Annotated in this window: 26 protein-coding genes; 10 read left to right on the top strand and 16 right to left on the bottom strand. The window is 72.3% G+C overall.

What is annotated here, in order from left to right; all coding sequences use genetic code 11:
- Nucleotides 1-2: 2 nt before the first annotated feature.
- Nucleotides 3-1,097: a serine/threonine-protein kinase gene (locus tag ACIRSS_RS29690; RefSeq protein ID WP_400900583.1), complete on the top strand. Its 1,095-nt coding sequence runs from the start codon at nt 3-5 to the stop codon at nt 1,095-1,097.
- Here the strand turns inward: ACIRSS_RS29690 and ACIRSS_RS29695 are convergent.
- On the bottom strand, nt 1,094-1,996 hold the full coding sequence (locus ACIRSS_RS29695; protein WP_400900585.1) for a LysR family transcriptional regulator: 903 nt from the start codon (nt 1,994-1,996) through the stop codon (nt 1,094-1,096). The genes ACIRSS_RS29690 and ACIRSS_RS29695 overlap by 4 nt on opposite strands.
- 104 nt (nt 1,997-2,100) lie before the next feature.
- Between ACIRSS_RS29695 and ACIRSS_RS29700 the strand changes: the two genes are divergently transcribed.
- Nucleotides 2,101-3,069, top strand: coding sequence for a DMT family transporter (locus ACIRSS_RS29700; protein WP_400900587.1), 969 nt, complete (start codon nt 2,101-2,103; stop codon nt 3,067-3,069).
- Between the two features lies 1 nt (nt 3,070).
- Here the strand turns inward: ACIRSS_RS29700 and ACIRSS_RS29705 are convergent, their stop codons facing one another.
- From ACIRSS_RS29705 to ACIRSS_RS29715, 3 genes are read right to left on the bottom strand one after another with little or no spacing between them, the layout of a single operon-like run.
- Complete coding sequence (locus ACIRSS_RS29705) at nt 3,071-3,751, bottom strand: response regulator transcription factor (protein WP_176173206.1); 681 nt, start codon at nt 3,749-3,751, stop codon at nt 3,071-3,073.
- A 7-nt stretch (nt 3,752-3,758) separates the two neighbouring features.
- Nucleotides 3,759-5,054, bottom strand: a complete 1,296-nt coding sequence (locus ACIRSS_RS29710; RefSeq protein WP_400900589.1) for a PspC domain-containing protein — start codon at nt 5,052-5,054, stop codon at nt 3,759-3,761.
- Nucleotides 5,055-5,097: 43 nt separating this feature from the next.
- On the bottom strand, nt 5,098-5,712 hold the full coding sequence (locus tag ACIRSS_RS29715) for a glycoside hydrolase family 6 protein (RefSeq protein ID WP_400900591.1): 615 nt from the start codon (nt 5,710-5,712) through the stop codon (nt 5,098-5,100).
- A 336-nt stretch (nt 5,713-6,048) separates the two neighbouring features.
- Here ACIRSS_RS29715 and ACIRSS_RS29720 point away from each other — a divergent pair, with 336 nt between their 5' ends.
- On the top strand, nt 6,049-7,338 hold the full coding sequence (locus tag ACIRSS_RS29720; protein ID WP_400900592.1) for a PspC domain-containing protein: 1,290 nt from the start codon (nt 6,049-6,051) through the stop codon (nt 7,336-7,338).
- Nucleotides 7,331-7,570 carry a hypothetical protein gene (locus ACIRSS_RS29725; protein WP_400900593.1) on the top strand — a complete coding sequence of 80 codons (240 nt, stop codon included), beginning with the start codon at nt 7,331-7,333 and terminating at the stop codon, nt 7,568-7,570. Before ACIRSS_RS29720 ends, ACIRSS_RS29725 begins: the two co-directional genes overlap by 8 nt.
- Before the next feature lie 63 nt (nt 7,571-7,633).
- Here ACIRSS_RS29725 and guaA read toward each other — a convergent pair whose 3' ends face one another.
- Complete coding sequence (guaA, locus tag ACIRSS_RS29730; protein ID WP_400900595.1) at nt 7,634-9,190, bottom strand: glutamine-hydrolyzing GMP synthase; 1,557 nt, start codon at nt 9,188-9,190, stop codon at nt 7,634-7,636.
- 109 nt (nt 9,191-9,299) lie between these two features.
- Between guaA and ACIRSS_RS29735 the strand changes: the two genes are divergently transcribed.
- Together ACIRSS_RS29735 and ACIRSS_RS29740 are read left to right on the top strand one after the other, a co-directional pair.
- Nucleotides 9,300-9,845 carry a DinB family protein gene (locus ACIRSS_RS29735; protein WP_400900597.1) on the top strand — a complete coding sequence of 182 codons (546 nt, stop codon included), beginning with the start codon at nt 9,300-9,302 and terminating at the stop codon, nt 9,843-9,845.
- A gap of 69 nt (nt 9,846-9,914) precedes the next feature.
- Entirely contained in the window at nt 9,915-10,331 is a 417-nt protein-coding gene (locus tag ACIRSS_RS29740) for a hypothetical protein (protein ID WP_400900599.1), read from the top strand.
- On the opposite strand, the gene ACIRSS_RS29745 is transcribed toward ACIRSS_RS29740, so the two are convergent.
- The gene (locus tag ACIRSS_RS29745; protein ID WP_400900601.1) at nt 10,319-10,918 is read right to left on the bottom strand and encodes a rhomboid family intramembrane serine protease; all 600 of its coding nucleotides are present in this window, start codon (nt 10,916-10,918) and stop codon (nt 10,319-10,321) included. The genes ACIRSS_RS29740 and ACIRSS_RS29745 overlap by 13 nt on opposite strands.
- Before the next feature lie 73 nt (nt 10,919-10,991).
- Here ACIRSS_RS29745 and ACIRSS_RS29750 point away from each other — a divergent pair, with 73 nt between their 5' ends.
- Complete coding sequence (locus ACIRSS_RS29750; RefSeq protein WP_400900603.1) at nt 10,992-12,026, top strand: zinc-dependent alcohol dehydrogenase family protein; 1,035 nt, start codon at nt 10,992-10,994, stop codon at nt 12,024-12,026.
- A gap of 55 nt (nt 12,027-12,081) precedes the next feature.
- Complete coding sequence (locus ACIRSS_RS29755; RefSeq protein WP_400900605.1) at nt 12,082-13,527, top strand: aldehyde dehydrogenase family protein; 1,446 nt, start codon at nt 12,082-12,084, stop codon at nt 13,525-13,527.
- Here the strand turns inward: ACIRSS_RS29755 and ACIRSS_RS29760 are convergent.
- From ACIRSS_RS29760 to ACIRSS_RS29770, 3 genes are all read right to left on the bottom strand, one after another.
- Nucleotides 13,524-15,026, bottom strand: a complete 1,503-nt coding sequence (locus tag ACIRSS_RS29760; protein ID WP_400900607.1) for an FAD-binding oxidoreductase — start codon at nt 15,024-15,026, stop codon at nt 13,524-13,526. The two genes, ACIRSS_RS29755 and ACIRSS_RS29760, sit on opposite strands and share 4 nt — an antisense overlap.
- A gap of 119 nt (nt 15,027-15,145) precedes the next feature.
- Nucleotides 15,146-15,853, bottom strand: coding sequence for a maleylpyruvate isomerase N-terminal domain-containing protein (locus tag ACIRSS_RS29765; RefSeq protein ID WP_400900609.1), 708 nt, complete (start codon nt 15,851-15,853; stop codon nt 15,146-15,148).
- Nucleotides 15,854-15,863: 10 nt separating this feature from the next.
- Nucleotides 15,864-17,573: an FAD-dependent oxidoreductase gene (locus tag ACIRSS_RS29770; RefSeq protein ID WP_400900611.1), complete on the bottom strand. Its 1,710-nt coding sequence runs from the start codon at nt 17,571-17,573 to the stop codon at nt 15,864-15,866.
- A 164-nt stretch (nt 17,574-17,737) separates the two neighbouring features.
- Here ACIRSS_RS29770 and ACIRSS_RS29775 point away from each other — a divergent pair, with 164 nt between their 5' ends.
- Nucleotides 17,738-17,932, top strand: coding sequence for a DUF397 domain-containing protein (locus ACIRSS_RS29775; protein ID WP_400900613.1), 195 nt, complete (start codon nt 17,738-17,740; stop codon nt 17,930-17,932).
- On the opposite strand, the gene ACIRSS_RS29780 is transcribed toward ACIRSS_RS29775, so the two are convergent.
- From ACIRSS_RS29780 to guaB, 4 genes are all read right to left on the bottom strand, one after another.
- Entirely contained in the window at nt 17,916-19,049 is a 1,134-nt protein-coding gene (locus tag ACIRSS_RS29780; RefSeq protein ID WP_013222686.1) for a GuaB3 family IMP dehydrogenase-related protein, read from the bottom strand. The genes ACIRSS_RS29775 and ACIRSS_RS29780 overlap by 17 nt on opposite strands.
- Nucleotides 19,050-19,140: 91 nt before the next feature.
- Nucleotides 19,141-19,668: a hypothetical protein gene (locus tag ACIRSS_RS29785; protein WP_400900615.1), complete on the bottom strand. Its 528-nt coding sequence runs from the start codon at nt 19,666-19,668 to the stop codon at nt 19,141-19,143.
- A gap of 74 nt (nt 19,669-19,742) precedes the next feature.
- Entirely contained in the window at nt 19,743-20,189 is a 447-nt protein-coding gene (locus ACIRSS_RS29790; protein ID WP_400900617.1) for a DUF3574 domain-containing protein, read from the bottom strand.
- A 51-nt stretch (nt 20,190-20,240) separates the two neighbouring features.
- Nucleotides 20,241-21,752 (bottom strand): IMP dehydrogenase, encoded by a 1,512-nt coding sequence (gene guaB, locus ACIRSS_RS29795; RefSeq protein ID WP_400900619.1) that lies wholly within the window; start codon nt 21,750-21,752, stop codon nt 20,241-20,243.
- 129 nt (nt 21,753-21,881) lie between these two features.
- Here guaB and ACIRSS_RS29800 point away from each other — a divergent pair, with 129 nt between their 5' ends.
- Nucleotides 21,882-22,277 (top strand): DUF5319 domain-containing protein, encoded by a 396-nt coding sequence (locus ACIRSS_RS29800; RefSeq protein WP_003073549.1) that lies wholly within the window; start codon nt 21,882-21,884, stop codon nt 22,275-22,277.
- A gap of 58 nt (nt 22,278-22,335) precedes the next feature.
- Here ACIRSS_RS29800 and ACIRSS_RS29805 read toward each other — a convergent pair whose 3' ends face one another.
- From ACIRSS_RS29805 to ACIRSS_RS29815, 3 genes are all read right to left on the bottom strand, one after another.
- Complete coding sequence (locus tag ACIRSS_RS29805; protein WP_400900621.1) at nt 22,336-23,274, bottom strand: anti-sigma-D factor RsdA; 939 nt, start codon at nt 23,272-23,274, stop codon at nt 22,336-22,338.
- Nucleotides 23,275-23,847, bottom strand: a complete 573-nt coding sequence (locus ACIRSS_RS29810) for a sigma-70 family RNA polymerase sigma factor (protein WP_026468912.1) — start codon at nt 23,845-23,847, stop codon at nt 23,275-23,277.
- Nucleotides 23,848-24,233: 386 nt separating this feature from the next.
- The gene (locus ACIRSS_RS29815; RefSeq protein ID WP_003073605.1) at nt 24,234-24,830 is read right to left on the bottom strand and encodes a response regulator transcription factor; all 597 of its coding nucleotides are present in this window, start codon (nt 24,828-24,830) and stop codon (nt 24,234-24,236) included.
- Nucleotides 24,831-24,944 lie beyond the last annotated feature (114 nt).

The raw sequence follows: 24,944 nt of genomic DNA on the forward strand, positions 1-24,944 counted from the left end.
ACTTGAGTTCTGAAGGCACCATCGTCGGCGGCCGGTTCCGGCTGGACCAGCCGATCGGCCGTGGCCGCGCGGGCATCGTGTGGCTGGCGTTCGACACGCGGCTGTTCCGCACCGTCGCGATGAAGCGGATGTACCTCCCGGTCGGCGCCGGCGACCGCGCCGAGCAGGCGCGCGCGGGGGCCATGCAGGAGGGCAAGGACGCGGCCCGGATCGAGCACCCCAGCGCGATCAAGGTGTTCGACGTCCTGCCCGACGGCCAGGACGTCTGGCTGGTGATGGAGTACATCCCGTCGCGCAGCATGGCGACGTTCCTCGCCGAGCACGGCCGGCTCACCCCCGACCAGGCCGCGCACCTGGGCATCCAGCTCGGCAACGCGCTCGCCGCGATCCACGCGGCCGGGTTCGTGCACCGCACGCTCGAGCCGGGCACGGTCCTGCTGGCCGACGACGGCGGCGTCAAGCTCACCGACATCGGCATCAGCGGCGGCGGCCCGCACGCGGCGTACGTGGCGCCTGAGGTCGCGCGCGGGCTGCCCCCGACGCCGGCCGCCGACGTCTTCTCGCTCGGGGCGACGCTGTACACGTCCGTCGAAGGCGTGCCGCCGTTCGGGGATGACGGGCAGTCGTCCGAGCGGCCGGCGCAGAACGCGGGTGTGCTGACCGCGGCGCTGCGCAAGATGCTCCGCTCGGACCCGACGACCCGGCCGACGATGGCCGACACCGTCCGTTCGCTGAGCGCGATCACCGAGGGCCGCGAGACGGCGTTCATCCCGCCGACCGCGCCCGGGCTCCCGCCGCCGCCGGCTCCGCCGTTCAACCCGGGGCTGGCGCCCGCGGCGCCGCCGATGCCGCCGTCGGGACCGCAGTTCCAGCAGCAGGTCCCGGTCGCCGCGCCCGGCTACTCCCCGGCGGAGGAGACCCAGCGGATGCAGCCGGTCCCGCCGCCGACGCAGTACGCGCCGCCGCCCGCACCGGGGCCGCAGCCGTCGGCGCAGGCGTGGAACCTGCCGGTGTCCAAGAAGACGCTGATCACCGTGGCCGCGATCCTCGCGGCGGTGCTGGTCGGCATCCTCGTCTCGGAGCTGTTCTTCGTCTAAGCGACTTTCACGGTCGCCGCGCGCATGGCTTCCAGGAACGTCCGGACGGCGGGCTGCCCCCACGCTCGGGACGCGACCGCGGCGTGGATCGCGCGGACCGGTTCCGGGTTCCGGATCCGGCGGACGACCACGCCCGGGTGCTGGGCGCCGAGCCCCAGTTCCGGGATGAGCCCGACGCCGATGCCGGCGGCGACGAACCCCTGCGCCGTCTGGTAGTCCTCGGACTCGACCACGACGTTCGGAGCGAACCCGGCGGACGCACAGGCACTGTCGAGGATGTCGCGGCAGATGCCCGGCAGCCCGTCGACGCCGACCCACGGCTCCTCGGCGAACTCCGTCAGGTCGAGCACGCGCTTGCGGGCCAGCGGGTGGGTCTTCGGCAGCACCGCGCGGTACGGGTCGTCGAGCAGGTGCACCAGCTCGACGCCCTTGCCTGGCGGCTTCTTGCGCGGGAAGACGGTGATCGCGACGTCGGCGTCGCCCGCTTCGACGTCGGCCATCGGGTCGTCCGGCTCGACCAGCTTGAGGTCGAGGCGGACGCCGGGGTGCTCGCGGCGGACCGCGGCGATGGCCGGCGGGACGAGGGACGCGCCGGCCGTCGCGAAGTAGCGGATGGCGACACGGCCGGTGCGGCCCTCCTTGAGCTCGGTCAGCGCCGCTTCGGCCTTCGCGAGCTCGGTGCTGAGCTTCTCGGCGTGCTCGGACAGCAGCGAGCCGGCGGGGGTCGGGCGGACGCCGCGGCCGACGCGTTCGAGCAGCTCAGTGCCCGCTTCGCGTTCCAGGGCCGACAACTGCTGGCTGATCGCGGACGGCGTGTAGCCGAGGTTGCGGGCCGCGGCGGTGATCGACCCGCTGGTGATGACGGCGCGGAGAACCTGCATGCGGCGGACGTCGAGCATGGCTCCGATCGTACAGCTGGGCTTAAGCGTCCCTGCAGTTATTTTCGCTTGTCCTTACGTCTCGGCGGCGCGAAGCTGGCGCTTGATCGGCGAAGGAGGACTGGGTGGGCGAGACGAAGACCCTGCTGAGGATCGGCGCGCTGGCGTTGATGTGGGGTTCGAGCTTCTTCTGGATCAAGCTGGGGCTGGGGATGTTCTCGCCGGTGCAGCTGGTGCTGGCGCGGCTCGTGCTCGGCGCGGCGATGCTGCTGGTGCTGTGCCGGCTGCAGCGTGCGCGGCTGCCGCGCGACCGGCGGGTGTGGGGGCACCTGGCCGTCGCGGCGTTCTTCCACAACGCGCTGCCCTTCCTGCTGTTCGCGATCGGCGAGACGACGGTCGACTCGGGGATCACCGGGGTGCTGAACTCGACGACGCCGCTGTGGGTGCTGCTGGCGGCGCCGATGATGGGGACGTCGTCGCGGATGACCGGGACGCGGTTGGCCGGGCTCCTGGTCGGACTCGGCGGGATCCTGCTGATCTTCGCGCCGTGGCAGGCGTCGGGGCTGCTCAGCTGGGGCGCGCTGGCGTGCCTCGCGGCGGCGGCGAGCTACGGGTTCGCGTTCGTCTACGAAGGCAAGTACCTGTCCTCTTCGACGTCCTCGCCGTACGCGATCTCGGCCGGGCAGATGCTGCTGGCCAGCGGGATGCTGGTCCTGGCGCTGCCGGTCGGCGGGCTGACGCCGGTGCACGTCTCGACCGGGCCGCTGCTGGCGGTGCTGGTGCTGGGCATCGGGTCGACGGGGATCGCGTTCGCGCTGAACTACCAGCTGCTGGCGAGCGAGGGTGCGGTGGCGGCTTCGGTCGTCGGGTACCTGCTGCCGGTGGTTTCGGTGCTGCTGGGCGCGGTGTTCCTGGGCGAGCAGCTGAACCTGCGGGTGATCGCGGGGATGGTGGTCGTCCTCGGCGGGGTCGCGCTGACCCGCCTCCAGAAGCCGGAGCGAGGGGCCCTGGACGTGGCCGGTGACCAGGCGGATGGGCTTGGTGACGACACCACCGGGCGCGCGCCCCGGCCTCTCGCTCCTCTGGCGGACTGAGTCAGACGAGGCGTCGGTCGGAAGCCCAGCGGGAGAGCTCGTACCGGTTCGACAGCTGGGTCTTCCGCAGGACGCTCGACACGTGCGTCTCGACGGTCTTCACCGAGATGAACAGCTCGGACGCGATCTCCTTGTAGGCGTACCCCCGCGCGAGCAGCCGCAGGACGTCCCGCTCCCGCGGGGTCAGCAGGTCCAGCTCCGGGTCGTTGATCGGCGCGGAGCCGGGCCGGTCCGCGAACGCGTCCAGCACGAACCCGGCCAGCCGCGGCGAGAACACCGCGTCGCCGTCGGCCACGCGGACCACCGCGCGGACCAGCTCCTTCGACGAGATCGTCTTCGTGACGTACCCGCGCGCGCCCGCTCGGATGACCGCGATGACGTCCTCCGCCGCGTCCGAGACCGACAGCGCCAGGAACACCACGTCTGGCAGCTCCGGGCGCACCCGGCGCAGGACCTCGGCGCCGCCGCCGTCGGGCATGTGGACGTCCAGCAGGACCACCTGGGGCTTGGTCCGGGCGATCCCGGCGACCGCTTCGGCGACCGAACCGGCCTCCCCGACCACGCGGACCTCGTCGGTGATCGAGTCGAGCTCGGTGCGGACCCCCGCGCGGAACAGCGCGTGGTCGTCGACGAGGAACACCTTCACCGGTTCGCGCTGGGTGTCAGTCACGTCGTCGAGCATAGCCGCCTCACGCTGCCCCCTTGCCCGCTTTCACCGGCATGGCGAGCTGCACTTCGGTGCCCTCCCCCGGCGCGGTGCGAACCTTGCACGTGCCGCCGTGGCGGGTCATCCGGCCGCGGATCGAGTCGGCGAGGCCGTGGCGGTCGTCCGGGACGAGGTCCGGGTCGAAGCCCTTGCCGCGGTCGCGGACGAACACCGTGACCGCCGTCGGCTCGACCTCGGCGAAGACGCTGACCTCCTCGACGCCGGCGTGCTTCGCGGCGTTGACGATCGCCTCGCGCGCGGCCTGGACCAGCGCGACCAGCGAGTCGTCCAGCTCGGCGTCGCCGACGACCACCTGGCCGACGGAGATCGCGAAGGTGTCCTCGACCTCGCCGCACGCCGTCGCGAGCGCTTCGGACAGCTGGCCCGTCGCTTCTTCGGCGGTCTCGACGGGCTTGCCGTAGCCGTTCGGGCCGTAGAGCCAGCCGCGCAGCTCGCGTTCCTGGCTGCGCGCCAGCCGCGCCACCTCGCGCGGCTGCTCGCTCTGCTTCTGGATCAGGGCCAGGGTCTGCAGGACGGAGTCGTGCAGGTGGGCGGCGATCTCGGCGCGTTCGTCGGTGCGGATGCGGGCCTTGCGCTCGTCGGACAGGTCGCGGACCAGCCGCAGCCAGAACGGGATGGTCAGGACGGCGACGCCGATCAGCGTCGCGAGGACCGCGATCAGGGCGAACTGGACCTGGTCGAGCGTGCCGCTGCGCAGGACGACGACGGTGATGCCGGTGATCACCAGCGCGACGCCGGCGACGATCCGGATCGCGGCCGACCAGCCGCCCCCGCCGAGGAACGCCCCCGCGAAGCCGTCCTTGGCCCCGACCCGCCACCGGCGGCGCTGCGACTCGTCGGCCTCCCGCCAGACGACCGCGAGGCCGAGCATGGCGACGGCGAGCGGCACGGCGACCCAGCCGCTGATGAACCCGGTGAGCGTCCCGCTGGCGACGGCGAGGCCGACGCCCAGCGCGATCAGGCCGAACGCCTGCTGGCGCTCCTTCGACGTCGGCGCCTTCGCGGTTTCGTCGGTCTGCTGCTGGACGAAGACCCAGAGGAGCCCGTAGGCGAGCAGGCCGGCCCCGTTGAGGGCGGCGAGCAGCGCGAAGGCGGTCCGGACCCAGACGACGGGCACCCCGAGGTGGTCGGCGAGCCCCCCGGCAACCCCGGCGATCGCCCGCCCGGACCGGCGCCGGAACATCTTGGGCTTCTCCGGAACGGTCACCTGGTCACTGGCGACGTGGTCGAGGGCTTCCTGCACGCCGTCCATCGTCACACGCGGGGGCGCGGGCTTCCATCGGGGGAAATCCCTGATCCACCTACCGCGCGAGCGCGGCGGCGAGCTCCGGGTCGAACTCGCCGCGGTGGCTGCGCGGCGCCGTCCCGCACGGGCCGTCGGAGATCCCGGGTGTCGTGAGCCAGAGTCCCTGCGGCTTCCCGGCCCCGTCGATCCGCTCCCACGCGCCGGTCTTCGCGCCCGCCGGGTTGCAGTCGCCGGTGACCTCGGCGCCGTTGCGGCTGGTGTCGAAGAGGGGCAGGTAGTCGGTGCGGCCGGTCGAGGCGGCCAGGCGGGTGAGGATCGTGGTCGCCGTCGCGGTCAGCCGGGCGTCCGGGGCGTAGCCGCCGACGTTGAGCGCGAACCCGCCCGCCTCGCGCACGTCGGCGTCGGCGAGCAGCCGGACCGCGTCGTCCGGCGCCGCGACGTCGGAGACGTCCAGCAGGAGGTTCGTCGCGGGGGCGCGAAGCGTGTGGACGGCGTCGGCGAGCGCCGCGGCCCGGCCGTCGGGGCACGTCCGCACGACGACGACCGCGGGCAGCCCGCCGATTCCTGCGGCCAGCGCCGCGAACCACCGGTGGTAAGCCTCGGAGGTGCAGACGCCCGAGGCGTCGGCGAGCAGGACGGGCTTCCGCTTCGCGGCGGCTGCCGCACGCACGAACGGGCCCGCGTCACCGGGATCGGTGACCCGGCGAGCCGCGGGGATCCGCGCGATCGCGGTGTCGATCGCGTCGCGCCGCGTCCCGGCGGCGCCGAGCGGACCCAGGTCGCGGCGGGACCGGCGGGATCGGCGTAGAAGCCCGCGAAACCGTCCAGCAACGGGAAGAGGACCGCCGTCGACGGCGGCACGGGGTCTCCCGCCTCCGGACCGCACGCGGCCAGCAGCGCGAACACCGGGAGCAAGGCGAGCCTGCGGATCACCCCGCCATTCTCCGGGAAACCTCAGGGACCATCCCGGATGTCCGCCGACCACGGATCGCGCATGCTCTTCGGTATGAGTGGTGCGAGTGAGACGCGGGCACCGAAGCCGAGTCCGTTGAACGGCTTCGAGGAGACCGTGAAGGACTTCTGGGTCAGCCGGCCTCGGCGGCCGCACGCCGGGCGGAAGGTCGCCGGCGTCGCCGCGGCCATCGGGTACCGGTACGGGATCGACCCCGTTGTCGTGCGGGTCGCCCTGGTGGTCGCGACGATCTTCGGCGGTTTCGGCGTTCCCTTCTACCTGCTGGGGTGGCTCTTCCTGCCGGGCGAGAGCGACGAGGTCTCCGGCTTCGAGTCGCTGATCGGGCGCGGCCGGTCGTCGGTGTCGCCGGCCTTCGCCGTCGTGCTGTGCGTGCTCACCGTGGTCAGCGTCGGGGGCTCCTTCAGCGGCTCGTGGTTCGACGGCGGGGCCCTCATCAGCTTCGCGCTCATCGCCACCGCGCTCTACCTGCTGCACCGCAACCGCGGCCAGGAGAACCGGCCCGCGCCGGTCGTCCCGCGGACTCGAGCCTTCACCGGGAACGGAGCCTTCACCATGACCGACACCGCGACCGCCGACGCGGAGGCGAAGCCGGGGTGGGACCCGCTCGCCGCCGACCCGGCCGGGTGGGACCTGCCCGACCCGCCGTCGACGCAGCCGCCGCCTCCGCCCGCGCCGCCGATGCACCACCGCGACCGGCGGCCCGAGCGGCGCCGCAACTCCAAGGTGGGCTCCGCGACCTTCGCGCTCGCCGTGCTGACCGCCGGCGGTGGCGTGCTGGCCAACCTCAACGGCGCGACCTGGTTCTCCGCGCAGCACATCATCGGCCTGGTGCTCGGCGTCGTCGGGATCGGCCTGGTCACCGGCGCGTTCGCCCGCGGCGGGCGCGGCCTGATCGGGCTCGCCGTGCCGCTGGCGATCGCCGGGATGGTGCTGACGACCGTGCCGTTCGAGAACTTCGACTTCCGCGGCGGCGCGGGCGACCTGCACGAGACTCCGCTCTCGGTGACCGCCCTGAAGCCGCTGTACCAGCACGCCGCGGGCAACATCGACCTCGACCTGACCGCGCTGCCCGCCGGCTCGCCGATCACCACCACCGTGATCAACGGCGCGGGCGACACCACGGTCACCGTGCCGGACACCGCGGACGTCACCTACGACTGCCACACCGGCGCCGGCAACACGGACTGCTTCGGCCACCAGACCGACGGCATCAGCCAGGACGCGCTGACCGGCGTCGACTACGGCACCGACGGCCCCGGCGGCCAGCAGATCACCCTGCACGTCAAGAACAGCGTGGGCAACGTGGAGGTGCGCCGTGGCTGACCAGAACCCCTACGCCTACGACAACCCGACGGAGACCCAGCCCGCGAAGCGCGGCGTGGACGTCTTCACCCTGATCGTCGGGATCGCGACGCTGCTGATCTCCGCCTACGTCCTCTCGGACGGCGCGAGCTGGCTGCCACAGTTCGACTTCCGGTGGGTCATCGCCGGCGGCGCGGTGCTCGTGGGGCTGCTGCTCCTCGGCGCGTCGTTCGGCAGCAAACGCCGCCGCTAGCACCGAAAACTCTCGAGGCCCCGGATCCCACGCCGGGGCCTCGAGTCCTGTCCAGGAGTGGACTCATTCCCACTCGATGGTGCCCGGCGGCTTGGACGTCACGTCCAGGACCACCCGGTTGACCTCCGCCACCTCGTTGGTGATGCGGGTGGAGATCCGCTCGAGGACGTCGTAGGGCAGGCGCGTCCAGTCCGCGGTCATCGCGTCCTCGGACGACACCGGGCGCAGCACCACCGGGTGCCCGTAGGTCCGGCCGTCGCCCTGGACACCGACGCTGCGGACGTCCGCCAGCAGCACCACCGGGCACTGCCAGATGCTGCGGTCCAGCCCGGCGGCCGTCAGCTCCTCGCGGGCGATCAGGTCGGCCACGCGCAGCGTCTCGAGGCGCTCGGCGTCGACCGCGCCGATGATCCGGATGCCCAGGCCGGGGCCGGGGAACGGCTGGCGCTGCACGATCGTCTCGGGCAGGCCCAGCTCCAGGCCGACGCGGCGGACCTCGTCCTTGAACAGCAGCCGCAGCGGCTCGACCAGCTCGAACTGCAGGTCGTCCGGCAGGCCGCCGACGTTGTGGTGGCTCTTGATGTTGGCCGTGCCCTCGCCGCCGCCGGACTCGACGACGTCCGGGTACAGCGTGCCCTGGACCAGGAACTTGTAGTCGCCCTGCTCCTTGAGGTCGCGCTCGGCCTGCTCGAAGACGCGGATGAACTCGCGGCCGATGATCTTGCGCTTCTGCTCCGGGTCGGTGACGCCGGCCAGCGCGTCGAGGAAGCGTTCGCGCGCGTCGATGGTGACGAGGTTGACCCCGGTCGCGGAGACGAAGTCCTGCTCGACCTGGGTGCGCTCGCCGGCCCGCAGCAGGCCGTGGTCGACGAACACACAGGTCAGCCGGTCGCCGATGGCGCGCTGCACCAGCGCCGCCGCGACGGCCGAGTCGACCCCGCCGGACAGGCCGCAGATCGCGCGGCCGTCGCCGACCTGGTCGCTGATCCGCTGGACCTGCTCCTCGACGATCGACGACGTCGTCCACTGCGGTTCGATCCCGGCGATGTCGCGCAGGAACCGGCGCAGCACCTCCTGGCCGTGCGGCGAGTGCGCGACCTCCGGGTGGTACTGGACGCCGGCGAAGCGGCGCTCGACGTCCTCGAAGCCGGCGACCTCGGCGCCGTCCGAAGACGCCGTGACGACCGAGCCTTCCGGCGCCTTGGTGACGCTGTCGTTGTGGCTCATCCACGCGGGCTGGTGCGCGGGCAGGCCGGCGTGCAGGACGCCGCCGTCGCCGGCGACGCGGATCTCGGTGCGGCCGAACTCGCGCACGCCGGTCGGCTCGACGACGCCGCCGAGCGCGCTGGCCAGCAGCTGGTGGCCGTAGCAGATGCCGAACATCGGCACGCCCGCTTCGGTGAGCTTCGGGTCCATGCCCGGCGCGCCTTCGGCGTACACGCTCGACGGGCCGCCGGAAAGGATGATGGCCGAGGGGTTCTTCGCGAGGATCTCTTCGGTCGACGCGCTGTGCGGGACGACCTCGGAGTAGATCTGCGCCTCGCGCACGCGCCGGGCGATCAGCTGCGCGTACTGCGCCCCGAAGTCCACGACGAGAACCGGACCGGTGGGGTTGGGCACCTGAGGACCTCCTGGCGAGAAGCGGGAATCCCCTCCATCGTCCCAGGTGGGCCCGGTCACTCCCGATTCAGGGCCGCCCCTGTCCGCGATCGGCCCTACGGTCCCCGGTATGGCTGTGAACTGGACCAAGGAACTGACCGACCAGCTCGACTTCCACTGGAACGTCCACACGCGCCCGAAGCTCGAGGGCCTCACCGACGACGAGTACTTCTGGGAGCCCGTCGCGGACTGCTGGACCGTGCGGCCGCGCAAGTCGGACGACGAGCCCGGCACGGGCCCGTTCACCATCGACTTCGCGTTCCCCGAGCCGACGCCGCCGCCGGTCACGACGATCGCGTGGCGCCTCAACCACGTCCTGGTCGGGGTGCTGGGCATGCGGTCGGCGTCGCACTTCGGCGGGCCGCCGATGACGTACGACGACTACCCGTACCCGGGGACGGCCGCGGAGGTGCTGTCCCTGCTCGACGAGTACTACGCCCGCTGGGTGGAAGGCGTGAAGTCCCTCGACGAAGAGGCGCTGGCCCGGCCGTGCGGCCCGGCGGAAGGCCCGTACGCGGAGTACCCGATGGCGACGCTGGTGCTCCACATCCACCGCGAGATGATCCACCACTGCGCGGAGGTCCTGCTGCTGCGGGACCTGTACCGCAACCGGTGATCTGTAACGCGGAGTCACCGCCGGCCCGATTCACCGGGTGTCGAGGCCAGCTCCGAGGGGGACCCGCGCATGCTCTACCGACTCCGCCCGCAAGGCGCCCTGACCTGGTGTGACATGCCGGGGTACGTGGTCTGCCGCGCCGACGACCAGCCGCCGCCCGATTGGGAGCGGCTGTCGTGGGTGCCCGCCGAGACGCGCGCGTTCAGCAACGACCTGCTGCGGATCGCCGTCCGCTACGGCGCCCAGTCGGGCAGCGGGATCATCCTCGACGCCCGGCACACCGAGGACCTGGGCAAGGCCGACGAGCTGCGGTGCGACCGGATCGCCCGGGCGGAGCAGCGCGACGCCGACGAAGACCTGGAGTGGGAACGCACCGAAGAAGCGGCCCGCCAGGCCGAGGCGGATCTCGCCGGCCTCCTCGCGGTGCCGCCGCAGCCGCACCTGGTCGCGCACTGGTGCCGGCTCGGCGGCCGCTACCCGGACTGACCGGCCCGCGGGAGGAGCGGGAAGCCCAGCGCCAGGCCCAGCAGCAGCGGCAGGCCGTGGTTGTCGTGCACCAGCGTGTCGACCACGGCCAGCACCGGCAGCGCGAAGGCGATGACCCGGAACTGGACCGGCAGCACCACGCCGTAGCGGCGCGAAGCCACCATCACCACCGCCGCCAGACCACCGATCAGGCCGACCACGCACATCGAGTTGCCCGCCCCGACCGGGTTGAGCCATAAGTAGCTCATGACCTGGCCGAACAGGCCGCAGCCGAAGTACAGGACGAGCCAGCGGGCGCGGCCGAACACGCGCTCGGCGAGCGTGCCGAACACCGCCAGCCAGGCCAGGTTCGACGTCAGGCCGAACGCCCAGCCGTCCTGGAAGAACATGCCCGTCACCAGGCGGTACCACTCGCCGGCGTCGATGCGCGCTGCGTCGCGGTGCATCGCGTCGTACAGCGGCGGGTGCACCAGCTGCGCGATCCCGCACGCCAGCGTCACCGCGAAGACCGCCGCGGTCAGGTACGGGCGGCGGGTCACCGGGGCGAGCGCCGCGAACGGGTTGCGGGATGCGGTGCGCGGGGTCATGGACGAAAATCTAGGCGCGCCACCGGCGTCGCACCCCCGACGTTTGTCACGAACCCCACGGGAAGGCCCCAGCATGCGAGCGACAGTCATCTACGGCGCCGGCGACGTGCGGGTCGAGACCGTCCCGGACCCCAAGCTGGTGGAGCCGACCGACGTCGTCCTGCGGGTCGTGCGGTCCTGCATCTGCGGCAGCGACCTCTGGCCGTACGCCGACATGCCGCCGCGTGAGCACGGGCGCCGGATCGGGCACGAGTTCCTCGGGATCGTCGAGGAGACCGGCGCCGACGTCGCAGGCGTCAAGAAGGGCGACCTCGCCGTCGCCCCGTTCGTCTGGTCGGACAACACCTGCGAGTTCTGCCGGGAGGGCCTGCAGACGTCGTGCCTGCACGGCGGCGGCTGGGGCGCGAAGGGCGTCGACGGCGGTCAGGGCGAGGCCGTGCGCGTCCCGCAGGCCGACGGCACGCTCGTCAAGCTCCCGCCCACCGAGGACGACGACCTGCTCGCGTCCCTGCTGACGCTCTCCGACGTCTTCTCGACCGGCCACCATGCCGCCGTCAAGGCGCGGGTGAGCGAGGGCCAGAACGTCACCGTGATCGGCGACGGCGCGGTCGGGCTCTCGGCCGTCCTCGCGGCGAAGCGGCTCGGCGCCGACCGGATCATCCTGATGGGACGGCACCGGGCCCGCACCGACCTCGGCCGCGAGTTCGGCGCGACCGACGTCGTCGCCGAGCGCGGCGAAGAAGGCGTCGAGAAGGTGCGCGAGCTGACGGACGGGCACGGCACGCACGCCGTCCTCGAGTGCGTCGGCACGCTGGGCGCCTTCGAGATGGGCGTCGGAGCCGTGCGCGCGGGTGGCGCGGTCAGCCGGGTCGGCCTGCCGCAGTACGAAACCGGTCCGATCGGCGTCGGGGTGTTCCGCCGCAACGTCACGGTCACCGGCGGGGTCGCGCCCGCGCGGCACTACATCCCGGAGCTGCTGCCGGACGTCCTCGACGGCAAGTACCAGCCTGGCAGGGTTTTCGACCGCACGATCGACATCGAGGGCGTGCCGGACGGCTACCGCGCCATGGCCGACCGCGAAGCGCTGAAGGTGCTCATCAAGCCGTGACCCGTCCGGGTGGGCCTCCACCGGCAGGATGCCCAGCCGGATTACGTTGGTACGCATGGACATGATCACCCCCGAGCCGCGCCCCGCCTGGATCGCCGGCCGCCCGGAGCCGGGCGCCACCACCCTCGTCGTGCACCACCCGTACGACGGCAGCGAGGTCGCCACGGTCGCCGTGCCGGGGCCGGAGCAGGTCGAGCGCGCGGTCACCGCCGCCGTCTCGGTCGCGAAGGAACTGCGCGGCACCCCCGCGCACGTCCGCGCCGGCGCGCTCGAGCACGTGTCCCGCGTGCTCGCCGGGCGCGCCGAGGAGATCGCCGAGGTCATCACCGCCGAGAACGGCAAGCCGCTCAAGTGGGCCGAAGCCGAGGTCAAGCGCGCGGTGTCGGTGTTCCGCATCGCCGCCGAGGAGGCCCGCCGCTTCAGCGGCGACGTCCAGCGCCTCGACACCGACCCGGCTGGCGAGGCCCGGCTGGCACTCACCCGCCGCGTCCCGCGCGGGCCGGTGCTCGGCATCGCGCCGTTCAACTTCCCGCTCAACCTGGTGGCGCACAAGGTCGCGCCGGCGCTGGCGATCGGCGCGCCGATCATCGTCAAGCCCGCGCCGCGGACGCCGTTGTCGTCGCTGATCCTCGGCGAGATCCTGGCCGAGACGGACCTGCCGGAAGGGTCGTTTTCCGTGCTGCCGCTGGGAAACGAGGAGACGCGGAAGCTCGTCGCCGACCCGCGGCTGCCCGTCGTGTCGTTCACCGGCTCGGGGCCGGTCGGCTGGTCGCTCAAGGACGCCGCGCCGCGCAAGCACGTCGTACTGGAGCTCGGCGGCAACGCGGCGGCCGTCGTCCTGCGCGACTGGCCCGACCCCGAAGGCGCCGCGCACCGCATCGCCACCTTCGGCAACTACCAGGCCGGGCAGTCCTGCATCGCCGTGCAGCGGGTGATCGTCGACGCCGCTGTCGCGGACGAGTTCGTGCCCGCGCTCGTGGAAGCCGTCGAGGCGCAGCGGACGGGCGACCCGTACGACCGCGCCACCGACGTCGGCCCGGTCGTCGACGAAGCCGCGGCCGAGCGGATCCTCGCCTGGGTCGACGAGGCCGTCGCGGCGGGCGCGAAGGTGCTCACCGGCGGCACGCGCGACGGCGCGACCGTCGCCCCGACGCTGCTCACCGACGTCCCGGCGGACACCAAGGCGTGGGCCGAGGAGATCTTCGGACCGGTGCTCGCGGTGTCCGTTGTGGACGGTGTGGACGACGCCTTCCGCGCGGTCAACGACTCCGCGTACGGCCTGCAGGCCGGCGTCTTCACCACCGACGTCCAGCTGGCGTTCCACGCGTCGGCCGAGCTGGAGGTCGGCGGGGTGATCATCGGCGACGTCCCGTCCTACCGCGCCGACCAGATGCCCTACGGCGGCGTCAAGAGCTCCGGCGTCGGCCGCGAGGGCGTCCTCGCGGCGATGCACGACCTGACCGAGGAGCGCGTCACGGTCTTCACCGGCATCGACCTCTAAGCGACCACGCCCTGCCCGAACCGGAAGACGTTGAAGGGGTCGTACTTCTTCGCGACGTCTCCCAGCCGCTTGGCGTTGTCGCCGTAGTAGGCGGCCTTCCAGTCGGGCAGGGTCGGGTCGATGTAGTTGACGTACCCGCCGCCCGCGCCGGCCGCCGCGAGGCCCGCGACGACCTCCTCCACCGACGCCGCCACCTTCGCCCGGGTCTTCGCCGTCGCCGGCGCGTAGATCTGGACGCTGGCCAGCGCGTCGCGGTGCCAGAACGCCGTCGCGTCCTTCGCCGGCTCGGCGACCTTGCCGCCGAGGCCGTCGATGAGCAAGTCCATGCCCGCGCGGCCGTCGGCGAGCGCGACGACCTTCGCCGGGTCGACCGGGCTGGTGATGATCCGCGACGAGGCCACGAACGACTGCCGGGCCGAGCTGCCGGAGAAGTAGTTCATCGCGCCGAGGTAGTCGAGGGCCTTCACCGTGCGCTGGGTCGGCCGCGCGCCGGCGTTGGCGGTGAGGTTGTTGAGCAGGGTGTTGAGCCCGGCGGGGGCTCCGACGTAGCAACCGCCGACCCGGCACTGCACCGGTGAGCCGCCGGAGACGACGATGTTCGCCCACAGCTCCGGCGGCATCGCGGCGATCCACTGCTGCCACGCGCCGAGCACGCCGGTCGCCGAGCCGGCCGGGAAGTGCAGCGAGAACACCGTCAGGTTCGGCGCCGGATCGGTGTCGAAGGTGAACTCGGTGACGATGCCGAAGTTGCCGCCGCCCCCGCCGCGCAGCGCCCAGAACAGGTCGGGCTCGGAGGTCGCCGACGCCGTCACCAGCTTGCCGTCGGCGGTGACGACCTGCGCGGAGCTCAGGTGGTCGCACGTCAGGCCGTACTTGCGGGCCAGCACGCCGATGCCGCCGCCGAGGGTCAGCCCGGCGATCCCGACCGTCGGGCAGGAGCCGGCGGGCAGCGCGCGCCCGGCCGCCGCCAGCCCGGCGTAGACGTCCTTCAGCTTCGCGCCCGCGCCGATCACGGCCTGGGTGTCCCGGATCTCCACTTTGTTCATCCCGGAGACGTCGACGACCAGGCCGCTCTCGGGGACGGAGTAGCCGGCGTAGCTGTGGCCGCCGCTGCGCGCGGCGAGCGTGAGGCGCCCGGCGGCGGCCTGGACGCAGGTCTGCACGTCCTGGGCGCTCGTCACCTTCGCGACCGCGACCGGGTTGTTGCCGTCGAAGAGCGGGTTGAAGGCGCGCTTGGCGGAGTCGTAGCCGTCGGTGCCCGGGCGCAGGAGGCTGCCGGTCAGCTTGCCGCGCAGGTCGTCCCAGTTCGGCGGCCCGGTGGGCAGCCGGGTGGTGGGCGGCCCGGTCGTCGCCGGGGCGGCGGGGGTGCTCGACGCCGCCGGCGTCGTGGGCGACCCCGGACCGCACGCGGCCGCGACGGCACCGGCCGCCGAGACGCCCGTGATCCGGAGGAACGCCCGACGGTCCAGGCGCGCCGGTCCGGCGGGGTGCCCGGTCACCGGGCCGGCCTGCTCACGCTGTCCACATCGGACTCCTCGCTGCGGGGGAGGCTCAGTTTAGGGCTGGACACCAGCCTCCGCGCCCCCTGATCACTACACGGAGGACGGTCGAAGTCAGTTCAGCCCCACGCGGGGATGCGCGGGACGTCCCCGTCGAGGGCCGCGCCGTCGGAGCGGCCGCTCAGCCAGGCCAGCAGCTGCCCGTTGCTGCCGCGGACCGTGGCGCCGGGAGCGGCGCCCATGGTCCACTCGGAGCCCTCCGCGACCAGGCGCAACGCCGGGAGGTGCGCGGCCCGGGACGTGATCGCGTGCTGGACGACGTCGTCGGCGAGCGGCCCGAGCAGGCCGAGCACGCGGTCGAGGTCGTAGCCCCGGTCGAGGTCGGCGAGGTGGATGGCGAGCTCGGACAGCCGCATCCGCGCGACGACGGTCCCGGTGACGGGCGCGCCCTGCCGGTTGCGGGCTTCGCGCGCCCAGGCGTCGTCCGGCATGGCGGCGGCGTACTGCTCGAACCGCCCGGCGGAGGCGACGAAGTCGGCGAGCAGTTCGGCGGCCGGACGCTGCGACCCGGCCTCGATGTCGGCGTCGCGTGCTTCGGCGCTCGCGTACATCGGCGTCTCGACCCCGGTGTTCGCCCAGGTCAGGAGGTTCTGCAGCCCATCGGCGTTGCGGGCGACGTGCGCGAGGACGTGGGCGCGCGACCACCCGGGCAACGCGCTGGGGGCGCGCAGCTCCGGCTCACCGAGGCCGCCGATGACCTTGGCCCATTCGTCGTCGAGCTTCCGTACCCCGTCGAGCAGCGCGTGTGCCTTCTCGGATGCCGTCACGGCCCCGATCTTAGGACCGCCGGAGGGCCGCCGGGGCGTCGGCGGGCACCGCCGGGTTCTTCGGCGCCACCGGCTCCAGCCGCACGTACGACGAGTCCTGCGAAGGCCGCTGGTCCGCCTCGCCCTTGTTCGGCCAGAACGAGAACGCCCGCTCCGCCTGGGCCGTGATCGTCAGGGACGGGTTCACGCCCAGGTTCGCCGTGATCGCCGCGCCGTCCACCACCGACAGGCCCGGGTAGCCGAACACCCGGTGGTACGGGTCGATGACGCCCTCCTCGGCCGAAGCGCCGATCGGGACGCCACCGATGAAGTGGGCCGTCAGCGGGATGTCGAAGATCTCGCCCCACGTGCCGCCCGCGATGCCGCCGATGCGGTCCGCCGTGCGCTCGTTCGCCTCGTGGCCGGCCGGGATGAAGCTCGGGTTCGGCTCGCCGTGGCCCTGCTTCGACGTGTACTTGCGGCGGCCGAACAGCCCGGGCCGCGTGTACGTCGTGATCGAGTTGTCCAGGCTCTGCATCACCAGCAGGATCACCGTGCGCTCGCTCCAGCGGTAGCCGTTGAGCAGCTTCGCCGTCTGGATCGGGTGCTTGACCATGAAACTCACGGCCTGCCGCCACCGCGGGACCGGCGAAGCGCCGTCGGTCGCGATCGTCTGCAGCAGGCTCATCGCGTTGCTGCCCTTGCCGTAGCGGACCGGCTCGATGTGGGTGTTCTCGTCGGGGTGGATCGACGACGTGATCGCGACGCCGCGGCTGAAGTTCCGGCTCTCGTCGACGTCGGTCCGGGCCGCGCCGATGATCGCTTCGGAGTTCGTCCGGGTCAGTTCGCCCAGCCGGCGCGACAGCTTGGGCAGCGTGCCGGTGTCCTTCATCTTGTGCAGCAGGTTCTGCGTGCCCCAGGTGCCCGCGGCGAAGACGACCTTCTCGGCCGTGATCGTCGTCCGGAACTTCTTCGAGGTCGTCCCGGTCTTCTTGAGGCTGACCTCGTAGCCGCCGTCGATCGGCCGCACGGACGTCACCGTCGTCAGCGGGATGACCTTCGCGCCGTCCTGCTCGGCCAGGTACAGGTAGTTCTTGACCAGCGTGTTCTTCGCCCCGACGCGGCAGCCGGTCATGCACGCGCCGCACTCGGTGCAGCCGACGCGCTCGGGGCCGGCCCCGCCGAAGTACGGGTCGGCCGCCTTCGCCCCGGGCTTGCCGAAGTAGACGCCGACGGGCGTCGGGTGGAACGAATCGGCGACACCCATGTCCTTGGCGACGTCGCGCATCACGACGTCCGAAGGCGTGATCGACGGGTTCGTCACCACGCCGAGCATGCGGCTCGCCTGGTCGTAGTGCGGCGCGAGCTCGGCCTCCCAGTCGGTGATGTGGGACCACTGCCGGTCGCGGTAGAACGGCTTGAGCGGCCGGTACAGCGTGTTCGCGTAGACGAGCGAACCGCCGCCGACACCCGCCCCGGCCAGCACCATGACGTCGTTGAGCATGTGGATGCGCTGGATCCCGTAGCAGCCGACCTGCGGTGCCCACAGGTAGCGCTTGAGGTCCCACGACGTCTTCGCGAACTCGTCGTCGGCGAACCTGCGTCCGGCCTCGACGACGGCTACGCGGTAGCCCTTCTCGGTGAGCCGCAGCGCCGCGACGCTGCCGCCGAACCCCGACCCCACCACGACGACGTCGTAGTCCGGGCCACCCGCACTGGTGGTGGTGTTACTGGCAGTCACACCTGGAGCGTAACCCGGGGTCCAGGTTCTGACCAGAGGTAAGTTACTGGCCAGTCACCCTTCTGGACGCTTGTCCGAGGACAACTGTGGGTATTTATCTGGGTGCTCGATGTCCACGTCGGCGAATCACCGCTGAGCGGGACACGATCCCTGGAGGCACCACGATGAGCCCACGAACGCTCACCGGTTGGCGCAAGTCGAGCCACAGCCACTTCGAGGAGAACGCCTGCGTCGAAATCGGCGCCGGTCCCGGCGTTGTCGGGGTGCGGGACACCAAACAGCCGGTGCCCCGCCCGGTCCTCGTCTACTCCGCGACCGCGTTCACCGCGTTCCTCGACCACCTCACCGCCGGACGGTGAGGCCCACTCGCTGGAACTCCTTGAGGTCCGAGTAGCCCGTCTTCGCCATCGCCCGGCGAAGCGCCCCGAAGAGGTTCACGACGCCTTCCGCGTCGGACGACGGCCCGAACAGCAGGGTCTTGAGGTCGACGGCGTAGTCCGGCCCGGCCGCCACGCGCGAGCGCGGCAGCGACGGGTGCGCGGCCGCCGCCGTCCAGTACAGGCCCTGCCCGGGCGCGTCCGACGCGGCGGCCAGCGGGGAGCCGAGCATCACGGCGTCCGCGCCGCACGCGATGGCCTTCGCGATGTCGCCCGACACCGTCATGCCGCCGTCGGCGAGCACGTGCACGTACCGGCCGCCGGTCTCGTCGAGGTAGTCGCGGCGCGCGGCCGCGGCGTCGATGATCGCCGTCGCCATCGGGACACCGATGCCGAGCACGCGGTCGGTGCTGGTGACGCCGGGCGTGTAGCCGTGGCCGACGATGACGCCGGCGGCGCCGGTGCGCATGAGGTGCATCGCCGTGCGGTAGTCGCTGACGCCGCCGGCGATCACCGGGACGTCGAGGCGGCCGATGAACTCCTTGAGGTTCAGCGGCTCGGCGTCGCGCTGGACGTGCTCGGCGGAGATGATCGTGCCCTGCACGACGAGGATCTCGACGCCGGCCGCGATCAGGTCCGGCGTCAGCTCGGCGGCGTGCTGCGGGCTGACGCGCGCGGCCACCGTGACGCCGGACTCGCGGACCGTCTTGATGGCCTCGGTCAGCAAGTCGAGCCGGATCGGCGCGGCGTGCAGCTCCTGCAGCACGCGGCCGACCGCGGTCGGGTCCTCGAGGTCCTCGGCCGCGCGGACCAGCTGGAAGATGGCGTCCTCGACGTTCGCGTGCCGCGCCCAGAGGCCTTCGGCGTTGAGCACGCCCAGGCCGCCGAGCTCGCCGACGGCGACCGCGGTGCCGGGCGAGACGATCGCGTCGGTCGGGTGCGTGACGAGCGGCAGGTCGAAGCGGTAGGCGTCGATCTGCCAGGAGGTGGACACCACCGAAGACGACCGGGTCCGCCGCGACGGCACGATCTCGACGTCGTCGAGGTCATACGCCCGCCGCGCGGTGCGGCCCATCCCGATCTCGACCAGGTCCCGCACGTGAAGCCTCCTCCGACGACGACAATCTGCCGTGCCCCATTGTCGCTAGTCCGCGTGGGTGACCTGCGCACGGGGGTCGGACCAGCGGCGGTCAGACCCGCACGAAGACGACGACCGGTGCGAGCAGGGCACCCAGGGCCAGGGCCAGCCACGTCGCCACCGGCGGGTAGACGTTGAGCCGGACCGCGCCGAAGTACACCGCGCCCAGCGCGAGCAGCGCCGCGCAGATCAGCAGCACCGGCCGCACCACGCCGGGCCGCAGGTCGATCACGGCGCCGCCGGCGAGCAGGTAGGCGATGCTGCCGTCCGCCGTCGAGACGTCGAGCGCGACCGGCTGCCCGGCGGGCAGGTCGAGGCCGGGGCCGACGGCGGTGATCCGGTAGAGCCGGTGCCCGGCGTCGACCGCGATGGTGTGGCTGACGGCGTCCTCGTCCCCGCCGACCGGGAGCGCGCCCCGCTCGTGGGACACGACGTGCCCTTCGGCGCGGTAGGTCGGCGCGTCGCGGCCGGCCAGCACCTGGCACATGAGGCAGACGACGCCGCCGAGGAACAGCGAGACGAGCGCGACGGCCGTGAAGAACACCTTGCGCAGCACGCGGGTGAAGCCGCCGACCGTCATGCCCTCCAGTGCACACTACGACGGGCACGCAAGGCGATAGACCGATTACCGTAAGCACGCTAGGTCACGAGAACTCAGAAAGAGACCTTCTCCACGGAGTCCGAACGCAGTACCGACTCCTGCTGGAACTGCTTTTCGTAGTCGGCGCGCAGGCCTTCGATCTCCCGCTCGGCGTCCCGGTCGGCGAACGGGTAGAGCAGGACGATCACATGGGTGTGCTCCCGCACGATCACACCGGACGCGCCACGCCACTGGCCGCTGCCGTCGAGGCGGGTGAAGCCGTCCGGGAAGGCCGGGGTGATCTCCCGGTCGGAGAAGGCGGCGAACTCCTTGTCGGTGACCTCGGTCCCGTCCGGCTTGCCGGTGCCGAAGTACAGCTCGGTGCGCTTCCACAGCTCACCCGGCGACTGCGTTTGGGCCTGCGGAGTGGCTGAACCCGCCGACGCGGCCACGCCACCACCGGCGCCGAGCAGGGCAGCCGTCGCCACGGCCACGATCATCCGTCGAGGAGTCCCGGTCATGGGCCGAGTTTCCCGGCCCATGACCGACAGCGGAACGTGCGAAAGGGCGGACTACCGGGTCGTGTAGTTGGGCGCCTCGACGGTCATCGTGATGTCGTGCGGGTGGCTCTCCTTGAGGCCGGCCGCGGTGATCCGGACCAGCTGGGCCTCCTGCAGCTCCGCGATCGTCTGCGAGCCCGTGAAGCCCATGCCCGAGCGGAGTCCGCCGATGAGCTGGTGCACGACGTTGGCCAGCGGCCCGCGGAACGGGATCCGGCCCTCGATGCCCTCCGGCACCAGCTTGTCATCCGACAGCACGTCGTCCTGGGCGTAGCGGTCCTTGGAGTAAGACTTCGCCTCCCCGCGCGACTGCATGGCGCCCAGCGAGCCCATGCCGCGGTAGGTCTTGAACTGCTTCCCGTTGACCAGGATCAGGTCACCGGGCGCTTCAGCGGTGCCGGCCAGCAGACTGCCCAGCATCACCGTCGACGCGCCGGCCGCGATGGCCTTGGCGATGTCGCCTGAGTACTGGATGCCGCCGTCGCCGATGACCGGGATGCCCGCCGGGCGGCACGCCTGGTCGGCCTCGTAGATCGCCGAAATCTGCGGGACGCCCACCCCGGCCACCACGCGGGTGGTGCAGATCGAGCCCGGGCCCACGCCGACCTTGACGCCGTCCGCGCCCGCGTCGACCAGCGCCTGCGCGCCTGCGCGGGTCGCGACGTTGCCGCCGACGATGTCGACCGAGTCGCCGAGCTCCTTCTTCAGCAGCGAGACCGTGTCGACGACCGCGCGGGAGTGGCCGTGCGCGGTGTCGACCATCAGGACGTCCACCCCCGCGTCGGCCAGTGCCATCGCGCGCTTGTGACCGTCGGCACCCACGCCGACCGCGGCACCGACGATCAGGCGGCCGTCCGGGTCCTTCGTCGCCTTCGGGTACTGCTCGGTCTTCACGAAGTCCTTGACCGTGATCAGGCCGCGCAGCTTGCCCGCGCCGTCGACGATCGGGAGCTTCTCGATCTTGTGGCGGCGCAGCAGGCCCAGCGCGGCGTCCGCCGAGACGCCGACCTGGGCGGTGATCAGCGGCGCCTTCGTCATGACCTCGGACACCGGGCGGCTGTGGTCGACCTCGAACCGCATGTCGCGGTTGGTGATGATGCCCACCAGCGCGCCGGACGCGTCGGTGACCGGCACACCGGAGATGCGGAACTTCGCGCACAGCGCGTCGACCTCGGCCAGCGTGGCGTCGGGCGCGCAGGTGACCGGGTCGGTGACCATGCCGGCCTCGGACCGCTTGACCACCTCGACCGCGGCGGCCTGCTCGTCGATCGGCAGGTTGCGCTGCAGCACGCCGATGCCGCCCTGGCGGGCCATGGCGATCGCCATCCGCGCCTCGGTGACGGTGTCCATCGCGGCGGACACGAGCGGGATGCCGAGGGTGATGTTCCGGGTCAGCCGGGCGCGGGTGTCGACCGCGCTGGGCACGACGTCCGATTCCGCCGGCAGCAGCAGCACGTCGTCGAAAGTCAGGCCGAGCATGGCGAACTTGGCCGGAACGGGGGCGGTGATGCCGTCGCTGGTCATAGCGGGTGAAGGGCCTTCCTGGCGCGGGATGAGCGGGGTCGCTGTGGCGACTCGGAGCCTTCCCCTCATGATATCCGGCTCGCGCCCCCGCCCCGGGTGGTGGGCGAGCCGCCGGGGCCGCCCGGTACCGTGCAGGCCGTGGCGCACGATGTCCTGCCTCCAGACCCGTTCGCGGACGACCCGGACGACCCGGCCCGCGCATTCGGAGACCCCGAGGACCGGCTGGACGAGCCGATCAGCGATTCCGAACGCACCGAGCTGCTGGCCGACCTTTCCGATCTGGCCGTCTACCAGGCTCTCCTCGAGCCCCGCGGGGTCCGCGGGATCGTCGTGGACTGCGGTGAGTGCGACGAACCGCACTACCACGACTGGCACCTGCTGCGGGCCAGCCTGGAGCAGCTGCTGGCCGACGGGCGGATGCGCCCGCACGAGCCGGCCTACGACCCCAACCCCGGCGACTACGTGAGCTGGGACTACTGCCGGGGCTTCGCCGACGGCGTGACGGCCAACGAAAGCGCCTACTGATCTCCACGGAAAAAGGCCCTGGTGAGTTTCCTCACCAGGGCCTTTTCGTTCGCGGGGACTAGCTGCCGGGGGCGCTCTGCCCGCCGACGGAGGACTCGCTGCGCCCGGTGTTCGTGCCGGGATCGTTGCCGCTCGCGGCCGTGCTGGTCGGCGGCGGCGCGTCGGTGGTCGGCGGCGCCGGGGTGGTGGTCGGCGGCGGGGGCGTCGGGGTCGGCGTCCCGGTGCCCGGCAGGCTGGTGGTGCCGCTGCCGCTGCCCGGGATCGACGTCGCCGAGCCGGCCGGCGGAACCGGCGTCGACGAGATGCCGGGCGGCACCACGGTCGGCGTCGTCTTGGTCGGGCCCTGGACCGGCGCTTCCGGGTTGGTCAGCTGCGCGGCGAGCTGCCGGTGCTGCTCCATGAGCTGGTCGCGGTTGTCCTCGTCGCTGACCTGCGACAGCGCGGCCTGGGCGGCGTCGAGGGCCTGGCGCGCGGCGTCGAGGTTGCCGCCCGCGATGGCCAGGTTCGCCTTCTCGAGGTCGAGCTTCGCGTTCGCGGCGGCCTCGACCGAGCGGGTGTGATCGGAGTACAGGACCTTCGCGAGGCCCCAGAGGGTGTCGCCCGGTTGCGCGGAGCGCGCGGCCAGCCCGGTACCGGTGAACGCGATCGCCAGCACGGCGGCGGCGACGGCGACCGGGACGAGCAGCCTGCGGCGGCGTCCGCTCGAGGCGTGCTGTTTCGCGAGACTCGCGGTGGTGACGGTCCGCACGGCGGTGTCGACGTCGACCAGCTCGGCCAGTGGCTCGCTGTCGATGTCTCTTCGCCAAGCCACCAGCAACGCGTTGAGCTCCTGGTCGCCGAGACCGTCGGCCAGCGCCGGGTCGGACCCACCGAGGGCGTCGAGCAGCGCGTCATCGGCTTGGACGGCCGACAGGTCGGCGGCGAACTCCGCCTCCGACCCCGACAACCCACTGCCGAAGATGTCGTCCGGCTCGTAACCCTTTTCGTGACCGGTCACTCAGATCACCTCCTCCGCGGCCAGGACCTTTCTCAGCCGCGCGAGGGCACGGTGCTGGGCGACGCGGACGGCGCCGGGCGTGGAGCCGACCGCGTCCGCGGTCTCCTCCGCCGACAGACCGACGACCACGCGCAACACCACGATCTCCCGCTGCTTGTCCGGCAGCACCTGCAACAACTGGGACATCCGCTCGTTCAGCTCACCTTGCAGCGCCCGCTGCTCGGGGCCCACCCCGCCTTCGACCTCGTCGGGGATCTCGGCCACCGGTTCGGCCCGGTTGCGCGCCGCCGCGCGGTGCGCGTCGGCCACCTTGTGCTGGGCGATCCCGTAGACGAACGCCAGGAACGGGCGGCCTTGGTCGCGGTACGAGGGCAATGCCGTTAGCACCGCGAGACACACCTCCTGCGCAACGTCGTCCGCCGAAGCGAACGATCGCTCCTGCCTGCCAACCCGAGCGCGGCAATACCGCACTACCAGTGGACGGATAGCAGCCAGCAGCCGCTCCACTGCCTGGGGATCTCCCTCGACAGCAGCGGCGACCGGTTCATCCAGTCCATCCCCCACATTGGCCATCGCAGACAACAGTCCCAGTGTTACGTGTAGGTGGGCAAAGAACCCGGCCCGTGGTCGCCTCCACCGCGCACCGGAGACCGCTACCGTACCTGCGGCCCCCGGCGGGGCGGCGCGCGCGGTGCTCCCGGGCGTGCCGCGGCCCCGTGAGGCGCGGAAATACGGTTTATCGTGCAGACCCGCGGTCGACTTCGCCGATTCAACGAGCGAGCGGCGTCACGGGTACGAGATCCGTCGGAGGGACGGGTGCCGGGACGGGGTTCCGCCCGGGGGCTGCCCGAGTGGGCGCCGGAGTGTGATGGGGACCACACAGGTACGGGCCAGGGCGGTGCGCCCTGGCCCGTCGTCACCTGTAAACCGGCCGTGTCAGGAACGGGGAGAGAGACGGGTCAGCTGACCAGGCCGCGGCGGAAGCCGTGGGCCACGGCCTGCGCGCGGTCGCGCACGCCGAGCTTGCGGAACAGCCGCCGGGCGTGGGTCTTCACCGTGTCCTCGGACAGGTAGAGCTCGCGGCCGATCTGGCCGTTGCTCTTGCCCTGGCTCATCCCGCGGAGCACCTGAAGCTCGCGCTCGGTCAGCTGGACGCCCGGGTCGGACGGCTGACGGGGCGCGGGCACCGAGGTGCTCGCCAGGGTGTGGGCCAGCGCGGCGACCAGCTCCGGCCGGGACGCGTCCCAGCGGAGGTAGCCGCGGGCACCGCCGGCGATCGCGGCGGCGATGCTGCCCGCGTCGTCCGGGGCGCCGAAGACGATGACGTTCGCCTGGGGGTTGGCCGAGACGAGCCGCCGGGTGGCTTCGACACCTGTCGGGACCGCGCGTTGCGTCCCGACCAGCACGACGTCGACGGGCTGACGGGAGTACCGGGCCAGCAGCTCGTCACCGTGCGCTACGCAGTCGATGCGACTGACCCCAGGGACCGCGGACATCACTCGGGTGAGCCCTTCACGGACACTGCGTCGGTCGTCGCAGATCAAGACCGTCGTCACGGGGTTTCCTTCCTGCAGCCGGGTGACATTCCACTTCCCCTATCGGACGCTTTAGCCCGAACCTTGACACGATCCGGTGGCTTTTTTTGAAGTTTCTTAGCCCGGATGCCGGAA

This window comes from Amycolatopsis sp. NPDC101161 (assembly GCF_044768185.1).
Classification (GTDB): domain Bacteria; phylum Actinomycetota; class Actinomycetes; order Mycobacteriales; family Pseudonocardiaceae; genus Amycolatopsis.